Source organism: Natronorubrum bangense, from assembly GCF_004799645.1.
GTDB lineage: Archaea > Halobacteriota > Halobacteria > Halobacteriales > Natrialbaceae > Natronorubrum > Natronorubrum bangense.
This window is the reverse complement of the sequence record NZ_CP031305.1, coordinates 676,576-690,256: the sequence shown is the minus strand read 5'-3', so window position 1 is coordinate 690,256 and position 13,681 is coordinate 676,576. Positions and strand designations below refer to the sequence as shown.

General features: G+C 62.9%; 11 protein-coding genes. 4 read left to right on the top strand and 7 right to left on the bottom strand.

The genetic code is table 11. From position 1 onward, the window contains the following. Positions 1 to 307: 307 nt before the first annotated feature. Entirely contained in the window at positions 308 to 1,945 is a 1,638-nt protein-coding gene (gene purH, locus DV706_RS03455) for a bifunctional phosphoribosylaminoimidazolecarboxamide formyltransferase/IMP cyclohydrolase (protein WP_006066535.1), read from the bottom strand. Between the two features lie 177 nt (positions 1,946 to 2,122). On the opposite strand from purH, the gene purB reads away from it, so the two are divergent. Beyond that, positions 2,123 to 3,508: an adenylosuccinate lyase gene (gene purB, locus DV706_RS03450; RefSeq protein ID WP_006066536.1), complete on the top strand. Its 1,386-nt coding sequence runs from the start codon at positions 2,123 to 2,125 to the stop codon at positions 3,506 to 3,508. Positions 3,509 to 3,535: 27 nt separating this feature from the next. Here the strand turns inward: purB and DV706_RS03445 are convergent, their stop codons facing one another. Then, positions 3,536 to 5,188, bottom strand: a complete 1,653-nt coding sequence (locus DV706_RS03445) for a long-chain fatty acid--CoA ligase (protein ID WP_006066537.1) — start codon at positions 5,186 to 5,188, stop codon at positions 3,536 to 3,538. Between the two features lie 267 nt (positions 5,189 to 5,455). Between DV706_RS03445 and DV706_RS03440 the strand changes: the two genes are divergently transcribed. Next, positions 5,456 to 6,229 carry a CPBP family intramembrane glutamic endopeptidase gene (locus tag DV706_RS03440; protein WP_006066538.1) on the top strand — a complete coding sequence of 258 codons (774 nt, stop codon included), beginning with the start codon at positions 5,456 to 5,458 and terminating at the stop codon, positions 6,227 to 6,229. Between the two features lie 20 nt (positions 6,230 to 6,249). Here DV706_RS03440 and DV706_RS03435 read toward each other — a convergent pair whose 3' ends face one another. Then, on the bottom strand, positions 6,250 to 6,942 hold the full coding sequence (locus tag DV706_RS03435; protein WP_240756810.1) for a hypothetical protein: 693 nt from the start codon (positions 6,940 to 6,942) through the stop codon (positions 6,250 to 6,252). A 1,037-nt stretch (positions 6,943 to 7,979) separates the two neighbouring features. Between DV706_RS03435 and DV706_RS03430 the strand changes: the two genes are divergently transcribed. Next, on the top strand, positions 7,980 to 8,402 hold the full coding sequence (locus DV706_RS03430; RefSeq protein ID WP_006066542.1) for an EamA family transporter: 423 nt from the start codon (positions 7,980 to 7,982) through the stop codon (positions 8,400 to 8,402). Continuing rightward, positions 8,402 to 8,818 carry an EamA family transporter gene (locus tag DV706_RS03425; protein ID WP_136350788.1) on the top strand — a complete coding sequence of 139 codons (417 nt, stop codon included), beginning with the start codon at positions 8,402 to 8,404 and terminating at the stop codon, positions 8,816 to 8,818. The genes DV706_RS03430 and DV706_RS03425 overlap by 1 nt, the downstream gene beginning before the upstream one ends. Positions 8,819 to 8,848: 30 nt before the next feature. Here the strand turns inward: DV706_RS03425 and DV706_RS03420 are convergent, their stop codons facing one another. The 4 genes from DV706_RS03420 to DV706_RS03405 form a co-directional block, all read right to left on the bottom strand. Beyond that, positions 8,849 to 10,012: a M20 family metallopeptidase gene (locus DV706_RS03420; RefSeq protein ID WP_006066544.1), complete on the bottom strand. Its 1,164-nt coding sequence runs from the start codon at positions 10,010 to 10,012 to the stop codon at positions 8,849 to 8,851. After that, the gene (dapF, locus tag DV706_RS03415; RefSeq protein WP_136350787.1) at positions 10,009 to 10,842 is read right to left on the bottom strand and encodes a diaminopimelate epimerase; all 834 of its coding nucleotides are present in this window, start codon (positions 10,840 to 10,842) and stop codon (positions 10,009 to 10,011) included. Before dapF ends, DV706_RS03420 begins: the two co-directional genes overlap by 4 nt. A gap of 127 nt (positions 10,843 to 10,969) precedes the next feature. Beyond that, positions 10,970 to 12,238, bottom strand: a complete 1,269-nt coding sequence (gene lysA / locus DV706_RS03410) for a diaminopimelate decarboxylase (protein ID WP_006066545.1) — start codon at positions 12,236 to 12,238, stop codon at positions 10,970 to 10,972. Between the two features lie 73 nt (positions 12,239 to 12,311). Beyond that, positions 12,312 to 13,652 carry a metallophosphoesterase gene (locus tag DV706_RS03405; RefSeq protein ID WP_006066546.1) on the bottom strand — a complete coding sequence of 447 codons (1,341 nt, stop codon included), beginning with the start codon at positions 13,650 to 13,652 and terminating at the stop codon, positions 12,312 to 12,314. Positions 13,653 to 13,681 lie beyond the last annotated feature (29 nt).

The window sequence follows — 13,681 nt, the reverse complement described above, 5'->3', positions numbered from 1 at the left end:
TCGAATTTCGCAAGCCGTTTTTCATCGCGTCCCGTTCGACCCCAGCAGAGCGGTGCGATCGTGAGTAGATAGGGCGCCCATAGCAGACCGATCAGTTCGGAGCAAAAAACCGGTGTCTGAGCTCCAGCTCACTCCACTTCTCGATCGTGTTTCGCCGTGGGACACACCGCCTGCGGTCTCAGATGGACTGCTGTCGTCAGTTCCTGCCGATCACGACTCCACGCTGGTGATCGGGACAGCAGACCGTATGGACCGTGTCGAAGTGAACGGCAGATACTTTGTGCCGTTGACACTCCGTCGCTGGCGCTCAGTCGTGTCGGAACGATCGCTGTCCGGTAAACGCCATCGCGATGTCGTGTTCGTCCGCAGCCTCGATCACGTCGTCGTCGTTGACCGAGCCACCGGGCTGGACGACGGCTTCGATGCCCGCTTTCGCGGCCTCCTCGATGCCGTCCGGGAAGGGGAAGAACGCGTCCGAGGCCATCACTGCGCCCTCGGCGTCCTTGCCTTCTGCGTGCTCGTCGGCTTTCATCGCCGCGAGTCGCACCGCGTCGACGCGAGAGACCTGTCCCATCCCGACGCCGACCGTCTCGGTACCTTTGGTGAAGAGAATCCCGTTCGACTTGACGTGTTTGAGCGTCTGCCACGCGAACACCATCGACTCGAGTTCCTCGTCGGTCGGCTCGCGTTCGGTGACGACCTCTAACTCGTCGACCGAAATCGATTGCATATCACGTTCCTGCACGAGTCGGCCGCCGACGAGCGGCTTCTCGGTGAAGCGTTCGGTTCGCTCACCCAACTCGCCGACGTCCAGCACGCGCAGGTTGTCCTTCTCGCAGAGCACCTCGAGCGCGTCGTCGGTGTAGCCCGGTGCGACGACGACTTCCTTGAACGAGTCGATGATCTGTTCGGCAGTGTCGGCATCACACTCGCGGTTCAGTGCGACGATGCCGCCGAAGGCGCTCATCGGGTCCGTCGAGAGGGCCTTCTCGTAGGCCTCGGCCACCGAGTCGGCGGTCGCACAGCCGGCTGGGTTGGTGTGTTTGATCACCGCGGCAGCGGGCTCGTCGAACTCTTTGATCAGGTTGAGCGCGCCGTCGGCGTCGTTGTAGTTGTTGTACGACAGCGCCTTCGCGCCCTCGTTGAGCTGGTCGGCGTGGACGACGCTGGCTTCGTCACAGGTGTAGTCGGCGTAGACGGCGGCGTCCTGGTGTGGGTTCTCCCCGTAGCGGAGGGTGTCGACGCGGTCATCGGAGACGAGTCGTCGTGCGGCCAGGCCGTCGTGGTCATCGCTCTCCGTACTCGCCACGTCAGCGTCGACGGTGACCTCACCGGCCTCGAGATCCACGTCGACGGCGTCCTCGGCGAACCAGTTGACTGCACGTGGGTACGCGCGGAACTCACCCTCGTAGAGGACGCGCTCTTTCAGGCTGTCGGCGTCGTCGCCTTGGTAGACCGGGATCGGCTCCTGTGTGACGATCGGGCCGCCGTCGACCTCGCTGTCGACGACGTTGCCGTCGTCGTCGGTCGCGTCGGTGACGACGTGGACCGTACAGCCAGTGACTGAGACGTCGGCCTCGAGTGCGTCGCCCCAGGCGTCCATGCCGGGGAACGACGGCAGCAGCGATGGGTGGACGTTCAGCGTCGTCGGCGTTTCGTCGAGGAAGGTGTTCGAGAGGATGCGCATGTAGCCATCGAGACAGACGAGGTCGAACTCGTACTCGGCCAGTGCCTCGAGCACGGCTTCCTCGTGCTCGCTGCGGCTCATGTCATCCTCGAGTGGGACGACCTCGGTCGGAATCCCGCGATCGGCAGCGGTCTCGAGTACCGGTGCGTCCTCGCTGTTGGTGAGGATAACGGCGAGTTCGGCTCCACCCGGCTGTCGGTCGGCGATGTTCAACAGGTTGCGCCCTCGGTTGCCGGCCATCCCGGCGATTCGCGTCATGGTCGGACACCCGCCTGCAAGCGACAAAGTGGTTGCGGTCTCGATCACCAATCTATTCATGTTTGTGCATTACAACGACACCATTTCCACACTGTCGTCTCGAGATATGCACACTCGTGGTGCTGTCCGGCTCGTCGTTTCGATACCCTTTTGCACCGTGCTGGAAAGACTCGGACAATGACCGAGACTGACGCCCTGTACGCCGTCTCACCCCTAGACGGTCGCTACGGCAGTCGGACTGCACCACTGTCACCGTACGCGAGCGAGGCCGCGCTCATGCGAGCCCGGGTTCGCGTCGAAGTCGAATACCTGATCGCACTCGCCGACCTCGAGGCGACGCCGCTGGAACTCGGCCTCGAGGAGCGCGAACACCTCCGCGGGCTGTACAAACACTTCGCCGAGGAGGACGCCCAACTGATCAAGAAACTCGAGACTGAGGGCCACGCCGGCTTCGACGCGACGAACCACGACGTCAAAGCCGTCGAGTACTTCGTTCGCCACCGCCTGCCCGAGGACAGCGACGCCTCGGCGTGGATCCACTTCGGACTCACGAGCGAGGACGTCAACAACCTCGCCCACCGACTGCTCGTCCGGGACGCCGTCGACGAGGTCCTCCTACCAGCGCTGTACGACGTCCGCGAGACGCTCGCCGAGATGGCCCGCGAGCACCGCGATCTCCCGATGCTCGCCCGCACTCACGGCCAGCCCGCGACGCCGACGACGTTCGGCAAAGAGATGGCCGTCTACGCGGCCCGCCTTGGCCGTGCGACGGGCCGGATTCGACGCACGACCGACGAACTCAGCGGCAAACTCGGCGGGGCCTCCGGAACGTACGCGGCCCACGTCGCCGCCTACCCCGACGTCGACTGGTCGGCGTTCGCTGCGGAGTTCGTCACGGGACTCGGCCTCGAGTTCGAATCCCTCACGACGCAGGTCAACCCGTGTGACGACCTCGCCGCCGTCTTCGACGCCTTCCGTGGCGCAAACGACGTCCTCCTCGACCTCGATCTGGACGTGTGGCTCTACGTCTCCGATCGCTATCTCGGCCAGGAGGCCGTCGAGGGCGAAACGGGGTCGTCGACGATGCCACACAAGGTCAACCCGATCGACTTCGAGAACAGCGAGGGGAACCTCTCGAAGGCCAACTCCGATCTGACCTTCCTCGCGGACTACGTCACCACCTCGCGACTCCAGCGTGACCTCTCCGATTCGACGGTCAAGCGAAACATCGGTGCCGCGTTCGCTCACTGTCTCATCGGCTACGGCAAAACGTCGGCAGGGCTTTCGAAAGTCGTCCCGACCAAGCAGGTCATGCGCGAAGACCTCGAGTCGACCCCCGAGATCATCGGCGAGGCCGTCCAGACGATCCTCCGACGCGAGGGCCAAGAGGATGCCTACGAGCGCGTCAAAGCCGTCACGCGCGGCAAAGACGTCTCGATCGAGGACTTCCGTGACATGTTCGACGACCTCGAGGTCGACGAGGCCGTCCGCGAGGAACTCCACGCCCTGACGCCGGCAGGCTACACCGGCGTCGCGAGCGACCTCGTCGACGCCCTCGAGTAAAACCGAAGTAGCGACATCCGTGCGTCGCTAGTCGCGGTCCGGCGCAGCGTCTTCTGGAACCTGTCCCTCGACGAGCGACTGGTCAGCGTACTCTTCGCGGATGTCCTTTTTCGAGAACTTGCCCGTCGCCGTCTTCGGCACTTCTTTGATGAACTCGATCTCGTCCGGCAGCCACCATTTGGGGTACTCGTCGGCGAGCAGCTCGGAGACCTCCTCGACGAGCGCCTCTCGGTCAGCGTCCGCCGTCGGGACGACGAACGCAACCGGTCGCTCCTGCCAGCGCTCGTGTGGCACGCCGACGACGGCCGCCTCGGAGACGTCGTCGTGGGCCATGATCGCGTTCTCGAGTTCGACCGAGGAGATCCACTCGCCGCCGGATTTGATCACGTCCTTCTCTCGGTCGACGATCTTGATGTAGCCGTGTTCGTCGACGGTGACCACGTCACCGGTCTTGAGCCAGCCGTCCTCGAAATCCGTTTCGTTGGCTTCAGGCCGTTTGAAGTACTCTTTGGTCACCCACGGGCCGCGGATCCATAGCTCGCCGAACTCCTCCCCGTCCCAGGCAATCTCCTCGCCGTTTTCGTCGATGACCTTGAACTCGAGGCCGGGCACCATCAGCCCCTGCTTGCTGCGTTTTTCTACCTGTGTATCGTAGTCTGCGTCCTGCAGGTCGGCTTTGAGATGCGAGACTGATCCGATCGGTGACATCTCGGTCATCCCCCATGCGTGGAGCACCTCGACGCCCTGATCGTCGAACCACTCGATCATCGACTTCGGGGCCGCCGAACCGCCGACGATCACGGTCTCGAGTGTCGAGAGATCGACCTGGTTCTCCGAGCAGTGCTCCATCAGACCCAGCCAGACGGTCGGGACGCCGGCACTGATCGTCACGCCCTCGTTTTCGATGAGTCCAGCGAGATCTTCGGGGTCCGGCGAGGGGCCGGGGAAGACCTGTTTGGCGCCGCCTGCCGTCGCCGTAAACGGCATTCCCCAGGCGTTGACGTGGAACATCGGCACAACGGGCATGACGACGTCGTCGTCGGCCATTGGAATCCCCTGTGGCGCCTGGGTCGCCATCGTGTGGCTCCAGAGCATCTGCTGGGTGTACTCGACACCTTTCGGGTTGCCCGTCGTCCCCGAGGTATAACACATCCCTGCCGGCTGCTCTTCGGAGATGTCCGGCCAGTCGTAGTCGGTCGAGTAACCATCGATGAACGACTCATAGGGGGTTGCCTCGAGGGCGTCGGATTCCTCGCTACCCATGACGACGAAGTCGACGCCGTCAAACTCGTCGTCGGCGTCGGCGACCGCGCTAGCGAGTTTCGGTGCGAGCGACTGATCGACGAAGATCAGCTGGTCGTCGGCGTTGTCGACGATGTACTGAATGTGTGCGTCGGGGAGCAACGGATTGATCGTATGGAGCTGTGCTCCCATCGATGGGACGGCGAAGTATGTCTCGAAGTGCCGTGAGTGGTTCCAGCAGAACGTTCCCACCCGGTCGCCCTCCTCGATGCCATACTCGTCAAGTGCGTTCGCGAGCTGGGCTGTCCGGTCGTCGTACTCACTGTAGGTGTACCGTTGCATGCCGTCGTGATTCCGGGAGACGATCTCCGTGTCGGAATACAGGTTGGCTGCGCGCCACAAGAACGGTCGAAGCGTTTGGTCTGTTGCAGAAGGCATCTTCATCTTCTTTAGAGACACAAACGATCCATTATTCTTTTTGTAATGTTTTTGTTACCTTGTCTCACGATAACAGTCTAGTCAAGCAGTTCGAGGGCCGTGCCAGCTGCAGTGGCGGCCTAGTCACGGCATCTCGGCTTCAGTCGAAAAACAGCCACGAAAACTCACTAATCGTTTAAAACGAGCCCCCCAACAAGTACTGGTCGCTCCACAGGCGTCGGTGTCACAGTCAGTATTTATTTTTATTGCGAACCGATACCCAGACGTATGCCAGCGAACCGATGGTCGTCCGTGCCCGTTCCACCAAGCGTTCGTGCCATCGGCCTCTGTCTCGGTCTCGGGGTCGTCGGCTGGCTAACTGGCTTTGCTGCAACCCTCGGCGTCGAGGGCCACCTGCTCCTCTTTGGATACACGACACAGACTGTCACCCAGCTTGCGTCGTCAGTCGCGTTCAACGTCGTCGGGGCTGGCGGACTCGCGTTGACGTACCTGCTCGTTCGGCGTCACGGATTCGACCGGGCGTTCGTCCTCGAGTTCCTCCGGCTTCGCAAACCCGATCGCTGGGATCTGGTGTGGATCATCGTCGGGCTGTTCGGTGCGTTTATCGTCGCGGTCAGCTATCAGTTCGCCGTCGATCTGTTCGATCCGTTCGGTGTGGGTGGCGAGGGAACGACCCACTCCGGAATCGAGCAGGGACGTGAGTACCCGCTCCTGTTGTTGCTCGGCATCCCGATCGCGATCTTGCTCACCGGACCCGGCGAGGAGTTGCTCTACCGCGGCGTTATTCAGTCACGGCTCACCGAGACGTTCCCGACTGCACTGGCAGTCGTTCTCGCTGCCGTCGTGTTCGCTGCCGTCCATTTTCCGGTCTACATGGGCGATGACATCAGTGCTGTGCTCGTCAGTCTCGGCACCGTCACGACACTTGGCCTCTACCTTGGCGTTCTCTACGAACTCTCCGACAATCTCGTCGTTCCAGCGCTGGTTCACGGAGGTTTCAATGCAGTCGTCTACCTGCAAAACTTCCTCCTGTACACGTGAGCGCGTCGAGACGGCTGGTATCACTCACTCGAGTCACGTTCCGGGTCGCTGTCCCCCTCCCACTTCACGGCTGACCCGTCGTCAGTCGCTGAACTCACTGTCGGAGCGGACACCGGTTCGTCGTCAGTGGCAGTCAGTGATTCGTCTCTACCATCGGGACCGAGACGCCGTCTCACGACGGCTCCTGTACCGATGGTTGCCACCCCCAATAGTACGACTGCACCGAGGACCGGAACGAGCTGGCTCGAGCCGATTACAAGCGTTCCAACGACGAGAGACGACCACGGTGACGGCGACTCGTAGCCAACCCGACCGACCAGCCAGTCACCGACCGCAAGAACACCAAAGCATCCTCCAACGACCAGCAACACGCCCCAGAGTGCAACCGTTGGAAGCGTAACGACAGCGCCGACGGCGAAGACCAGCGGGTGCTCGAGAACCATCGCGACGAACAGGGGTATCGAGGCGACCGCAAGCAGTCCGAAAAAGACGATGAAGCCAGCCGGGAACACGCGATCTGGGCGGCTGGTAAGCTCGGCTCTGATCGCCTGCGTCCGGGACGGAATCCCTCCGATCAGGACCGCGCCAAGCACGAGCGTAAGCAGCATCCAGCCGGCAGTCACACCGAGCGCTCGAGAGAGATCGGGGACGACAACTGCGAGCATGCCGTCACTCGAGTATGTCGCGACGTGGCTCTGTGTAGCGCATGTCACGGCAGTGTCGACGACAGCAGGAAACACGGAGTTAGCGTGTATGTTCGCCAGTGTGAACAAAAAGCGTGCGGTCGAAGCAGTCGACGACTGCTCGTGAGGTGTCGACCGATTGTGACGGCGCGGACCTCCCCAGAACGGCCATCAGCAGCCGAGTTCATGACTACATCGCCGCGACTCGTTTTCCGATCCAGCCGGCACGAACTGATCGGCGTGATCACACCGTCAGTACGTCGTGAAACGTCGGCTCAGTCTGCGCTATGGAGCGGCATCACTCCGCAGTTCGGGCAGCCGTTGTGTTTTGTGGTCTGATAGTGCAACTCTTCCTCACAGTTTCTGCACTTGTAGTGGGATTCTGCCATTAAATAGGGCGAGGGAGGAATCGCACATATGTCTTTCGTGAGTGGTGTTGACGAAAGTGGTGGTTTCACCACTGTCAGCAGCTGTACGGTCTGTTTTACTATTGTTACCGATTCTCGTTAGGGTTCGTGAACGATCGGTGACGTCCTCCAGAGAACGCACCGAATTCCGTTCTGACCGAGGGGGGTGAAACTGCTATCGACGGTCGTCCACTACTCTGTCCGAAGCACTGGTAGAATCAACACCGCTTTGTTCGATTACGCCAAATCACAGGTATGAGCGATGCGATGATCGACGCCCTCTATCCGGAAATCGCCACGATCGCGCTGTTCGTGCTGGCGATTCTCGGTATGATCGCACTGTTGTATATTTCGACTCGATGGTGAGCTGGGCAGGATCCACCGCGTTCATCGCAGGCCGGCAGTACGGCTCTGTCGAGCCACTCGAGCGACAACCAACTGTCCTGTCCGACTGTCGTAGACTCCCCCTCAAATGGCTGATTCGTCGGGTTTGATCGAGACGACGACCCGTGCTCTGGATCGGGTTCGGACACCGGTCTTTCCAGGATAGGGCGCTCCATGGGCGAACACGACTGCTAGTGGATATACGGCGACTAACGTCTCTTACCGCCGGTGCATCGACCGGTACAGATAACTCCCTCGATAGGTGTCTCTCGGTACATGGAGTATCTCCTGTGGGTCGCCGTTGCGCTCGTCGCCTACGGCTTCATCCCGCCGCTGACGAGCGTTGTTACGAGGGCCGTTCCGCCGGCAGTCGCCCTGTTTCTCTCCACGGCAGTCTTTCTGCTGCTCACGCTCGGGGTGCTTCTCGTGACTGGAACCGCCGAACCGGCGTATGCGACGACGCCGGCAGCGGGATACGTCTACGTCGCCGGCCTCTTTCTCGCCGCCGGCATCCTCGCCTACTACTCCGCCCTCGAGGCCGGGCCAGTCAGCGTCGTCGTGCCGATCTATGGGCTGTTCATCGTCGGCAGCTCCGTCGTCGGCATCGTCTTTCTCGGTGAGGAGTTGACCGGCACCCGCGCTGCCGGCATCGCGGTCGCCGTCCTCGCGATCTATCTGGCGGCGAGTGGTGATCGCTGATGCGACGCTATCTCGCGCTCTCGGTGGTTGCCTGTTTCACGTACAGTCTCGTCGCACCGCTGCTCTCGATCGCGATGACCGACATTCCGAGTACGACCGCCGTCTTCCTCTCGAACTCGGTGATGCTCGTCGCCGTCGGTGCGGTGGTCGTCATTCGGCGGCTGCCGCTTCGGAACTACCTTCGCCACCGATACAGTCCGCACATCCTCGTGATGGGTGTTCTGCTGGCTGTTGGGCTCTTGAGTTACTATCGCGCGCTCTCACTCGGCCCCGTCAGCGTCGTCGTCCCGATTTTCGGGTTGTTCATCGTGATCAGTTCGTTCGTCGGCATCCTCGCGTTCGAAGAGGCGGTGACACCCCGAAAGATCGCCGCCATCGCAGCAAGCGTGCTCGCGATCGTGTTGATGGCGATCTGAGGAACAGTCTCGGCGTCGAAAACAGCCCTGTTACTCGAGCAACGCTGCGAGCGTCGCCTCGAGTGCCCCAGCGGCCTCGCGAACTGCCTCGACGCGCACATACTCCCGCGGCGCGTGGGCGACGGCGCCGACCTCGTCGGCGAGCACACCGGGGCCGAAGACGACCGTCGGTGCGTCCGTCGCGAAGTAGGAGGCTTCGGTCGCCGCGGTGAACGGCCGCACGTCGCCGCCGGCAGCGTCGGCGAGCAGGTCGACGACCCGCGCGTCGGGGTCGGTATCCCAGGCCTCGAGAAACGGCGTTGGCCGGTCGGTGAACCGGAACTCGACGCCGATGTCGTCGGGCACGGCCGCCTGCAACTGGTCGGTCAACGCGGTGTGGAACGCATCAGCCGTTTCCGGGGGCACGCTTCGGCGATCGACCGTCAGCGCGCAGTCGGCCGGCACTTGATTGGTCGCTTCGCCACCCGTGACGACCGTCGGCGTCAGCGTCGCCGCACCGAGTTGGGGATGCGTCGGTGGCGCGTCCTCGCGGTCGCCGAACGTTCGGATCGCCTCGAGGACGGCCTCGAGGGCGGCGACGGCGTTGACACCGGTATGGGGTTCAGCCGCGTGGGCGTTGGCCCCAGTCAGGTGAATCGTGCCCTGAAAACGGCCTTTCGCGGCCGTACAGACGTCGAGGTTCGTGGGTTCGCCAACGATCACTGCGTCGGCGTCTCGAGTCGGCGAACCGGAGCCGGAAACCAGTTCGTACGCGCCCGTCGAGAGCACTTCCTCGTCAGGCGTGATCGCGAGCGTGACGCGGCCGTCGGCGGGTTCGACGGCGAAAAAGGCTGCCAACAGCGCGGCAAGTGGCCCTTTTGCATCACAGGAGCCCCGCCCACGGATCACGTCGCTTCCGCCGGCCGCTGTCCCCTCTCGGTCGCGTTCGAAGGGGACGTGTGGCGAGACGGTGTCGATATGGGTGTTCAACACGACGTGGGTGTCGGCGTCGGCCGGGCCACGAGTCGCCAGCACGTTCCCGCCGTCGTCGACGCGGGGCTCGATGCCGTGGACCTCGAGCGTCTCACAGAGGAACTCTCGCATCGGGCTGACGTCCTCGTGGGAGGCCGTCTGGACGGCTGTCTCGAGGAAGTCGACGGGATCGAACTGTCGACTGCTGTCGGTGTCCGCCGCGTCGGATCGGTTTCCAGTCACTGTTCGGCCGTTCCGATCGCGTCGACAACTTCGCCATCGAACTCGTGTTCGACGGGGCCGGCGAGCGTCGCCCGCCCGCGGTCGTTGAAGCTTACGTTGAGTTCGCCACCCGGTGGCGAGACGGCGACCGGGTCGGCGTCAGTGAGCCCGAGTCGACGCGCGACGACGGCGATGGCGACCGCGCCGGTGCCACAGGAGTCGGTTTCGCCTTCGACACCGCGCTCGTACGTTCGCTGGCGGAAGCTGCCGTCGCCGTCGGGGCTGGCGATCGTGACGTTCGTTCCTTTCGGGAAGACGTCAGCGTGGCGAACCGGCGGAGCGATCTCCTCGAGGTCGACGTCGCCGACGTCGTCGACGAACGCGACGGCGTGTGGGACGCCGGTGTTGACGACGGAGACCTCGAGGCCTTCGATCGACTCCTCGAAGACAGGTTCGTCGGCGTCGACGGGGATGTCTTCGGGAGCAAACGTCGGCGACCCCATCTCGACGGTGATGCCGTCGGCAGTTCGATCCGCGCGGAGGGTGCCTGCCTGTGTGTCGATCATGACGCTGTCGGTGTCGGTACGTTGCATGGCCCACTCGGCGGCACAGCGAGCGCCGTTGCCACACATGGGTGCTGTCGAGCCGTCGGGCTGGACCAGCGTCATCACGACGCGTGGTGGGTTGAAATCTTCCTCTAAGGCGAGATAGAGGATCCCGTCGGCACCGACGCCGGTGTCGCGGTCACACTCGCGTTTGGCGAGTGCGGCCCGGTCGGGGACGTATTCGGCCGCATGGATGATCAGAAAGTCGTTGCCGGTGCCGTGGTACTTTTGGAATGGAACGGTCATCGTTCGGTAGGCTGTATTGCTGTCGGAGTCGGAGCCGATTCAGGGTCGGCTGTCTGCTTTGCATGTTCTCGCTCGCCGTGGTGGGTGAGAGTGCGTCGTCTTCCACCGTCGAGACGATCGAGATGAATCAACTCTCGCGTTCGACTCTCGTAACGTCGTCGATCGTTTCGCGTCGGCGAGCGAGTCGCGCGACGCCGTCGTCGATGACGACGGAGGCGGGTCGAGGACGGGAGTTGTACTGGTTGGCCATCTCGTAGCCGTACGCGCCAGTGTTTCCGATCGCGAGGAGGTCCCCGCGCTCGCTTGCCGGGAGTTTGCGGTCCGCACAGAAAACGTCCCCGCTCTCACAGATCGGGCCGGCGATGGTCTGTGCCGTCTCCTCGCGACTACGTTCGGTGTCACTCGAGTCGGCAGTGAGATTTCGAATCGGATGGTACGCGTCGTACATCGCGGGCCGCAAGAGCGTCGTCATGCCGGCGTCGACGCCGACGAGCGTCGTCTCGCGTGCGTCCTTGACCGTATTAACCTCGGTCAACAGGACGCCGGCGTCGGCGACGAAGTAGCGACCGGGTTCGATCGTCAGTTGCGCGTCCACGTCGCCGACTGCCTCGCGGGTCGCGTCGGCGACCGCCTCGAGATCCAGCGGCGCGTCGTCCTCGCGGTAGGGAACGCCGAAGCCGCCACCGATGTCGAGAAACTCGAGGTCGCCGACCGCCTCCGTGACTGACCGGGCTAGCTCACCCATCCGCGAGACGAACTCCCGGTGGGCGTCGAGCTGGTCGCTCGAGACACCAGAGCCGACGTGGGCGTGGATACCGACGACATCGAAGCCGCGGTCGGCAGCATCCGCGAGCACGTCGACGGCGCGTTCGGCTGGGACACCGAACTTCGCGTTCGCACCGGTCTGGACCTTCTCGTGGTGGCCGGCTCCGATCCCGGGGTTGACTCGGAGACAGAGTCGGCCGTCGTAGCCGCGCTCTTCGAGGCGGTCGATCGTGTCCTCGGCTCCAGCAGTGATCGTCAGCTCGGGGTGCTCTTCCCAGGCCTCGACAGCGATGTCGAGATCGCGGGCCGGCGGGTTGACGGCCGTATAATGGACGTCAGCCCCGCTGTCGGTGACGGCGACTGCACGCCTGAGTTCGCCCGCAGACGCACACTCGAGGCCGACCCCCTCCCCGTGAAGCGTCTCGAGGACGTCGCTGAGGGCGTTTGCCTTCACGGCGTAGAGAATCTCGGCGTCGGGAAACGCTGATTCGAGTCGGCGTGCATTTTCTCTGACTCGATCGAGATCGAGGACGTACAACGGCGTCCCGTACGCTCCCGCAAGGGACTCGAGTCTCGTCGGCTCCCACGCTGTCAGCCGGCGAACCGCCGGCGATCCCTCGAGTGTCGTCATTACCGCGTGTACGCAACCGCTCGACCTCAAGGCTTTGGATTCGCGAGCGGTGAGCGCGGTCCCCCTCTCTCGCTTACTCGGCCGGCTGTGGTTCCGAGACCTGCACCTCGTCTTCGATAACCGTCCCGTCGGGTAACTCGAGTTCGGGCTCTCGGCCGACGGTGAACAGCCGTTCGGTGAGCGTGAGTTCCTCGGCTTTCGGGCTCGGTTTCTCAACGGCCTCGTAGTCGATGGCTATGCCGCCAGCCTCGGGTTCGGCGGCGATACGGACCGTACACAGCTGGTAGGACGGGTAGAACACTGGCGGGAGGATGCCGGTGATCCCGTCGCGTCGATGGAGACGTTTGAGCCACGTCCCGGTGTTGACTGCCACGCCGCCCTCGAGTTCCTGCAGCCGCGGACGGTGGGTGTGGCCGTAACAGAAGATGGCCGTCTCCGGGTCGTCCTCGAAGACTTCGCGGGCCGCCTCGGCGTAAGGCGTCTCGGCATCGACAGTGAGTTCGGTCTCGAAGATCCCGAACCGGCTGACGGTCTTCCTGACGTCTCGTCGGATGAAATACAGCGGAATCCCGACGAGCATCACTAACCCGGTGATCGTGACGTTGATAGCGAGCAGGAACCAGACTGCCGTGCCAGCCGTGCCGAACTGGCTGAGGAAGCCGGTCGTTCGCTCGACCGGCATCGACCAGATGCCTGCAAGGTCAAGGCTCGTCAGAATGACGAGGAGAATGCTGATGTTGAACAGTAACAGAAACGGGACCAGCGCGTACCGAAGCAGCGGGTTCATTTCGCGGTAAAAGTACTTCGAGAGGAGCCACACCGGCATCCGTTCAGTGGGTGTTACCGCCTGGACGTCTTTCAGCCAGTTGTACCGGCCTCGATCCGAAAGCTGTCCTGCTCGGCTGGTGACGAGCGTATTGTAGAAGTAGCCAAGCGGCGTGGCGTACGGATTCCCCCAGTCTTCGATCCGATTGTTGGGATCCTGTTGATGGCCGTGTTCGAAGTGAATCGTCCGGCTGCCGACCGGCCGCGTGATCGACTGCTCCTGGACGAGGTCGACGTTGTACTCGGCAAAGCGCTCGACGTACTCGTCGTAGGCGGCCAACTCGTGGTCGTGATTGCCCGGCACCATCGTGATCGGGATGTTTTCCCCGGTCGCCCGGAACTGCTCGAACAGCTCCGGATACGTCTCCTCGAGCGCGTCGAACTTCTCGATTCCCGAAATCGTGGTAAACTCCCAGAGGCCGAAGGCGTCGCCGTTGATCACCAACTCGGCCGGCTCGTCGGTCTGCTCGAGTCGCTCGAGAAACGCCAGCAACTCATCGAGAAACTCGACGTTCTCGAGTTGCTCGTCACCACCGATGTGGAGATCGCTGATGACGTAGTAGACCCGGTCCTCATCGGTCGTTCCCATTGGGCCAGCCTTTCACTCAGGTGTAAAAA

Excerpts from the sequence above, each read along its gene's own strand:
- purH (WP_006066535.1), bottom strand. The coding sequence starts at position 1,945 with ATGACGCGAATCGCCGGGATGGCCGGCAACCGAGGGCGCAACCTGTTG.
- purB (WP_006066536.1), top strand. The coding sequence starts at position 2,123 with ATGACCGAGACTGACGCCCTGTACGCCGTCTCACCCCTAGACGGTCGC.
- DV706_RS03445 (WP_006066537.1), bottom strand. The coding sequence starts at position 5,188 with ATGCCTTCTGCAACAGACCAAACGCTTCGACCGTTCTTGTGGCGCGCA.
- DV706_RS03440 (WP_006066538.1), top strand. The coding sequence starts at position 5,456 with ATGCCAGCGAACCGATGGTCGTCCGTGCCCGTTCCACCAAGCGTTCGT.
- DV706_RS03430 (WP_006066542.1), top strand. The coding sequence starts at position 7,980 with ATGGAGTATCTCCTGTGGGTCGCCGTTGCGCTCGTCGCCTACGGCTTC.
- DV706_RS03425 (WP_136350788.1), top strand. The coding sequence starts at position 8,402 with ATGCGACGCTATCTCGCGCTCTCGGTGGTTGCCTGTTTCACGTACAGT.
- dapF (WP_136350787.1), bottom strand. The coding sequence starts at position 10,842 with ATGACCGTTCCATTCCAAAAGTACCACGGCACCGGCAACGACTTTCTG.
- lysA (WP_006066545.1), bottom strand. The coding sequence starts at position 12,238 with ATGACGACACTCGAGGGATCGCCGGCGGTTCGCCGGCTGACAGCGTGG.
- DV706_RS03405 (WP_006066546.1), bottom strand. The coding sequence starts at position 13,652 with ATGGGAACGACCGATGAGGACCGGGTCTACTACGTCATCAGCGATCTC.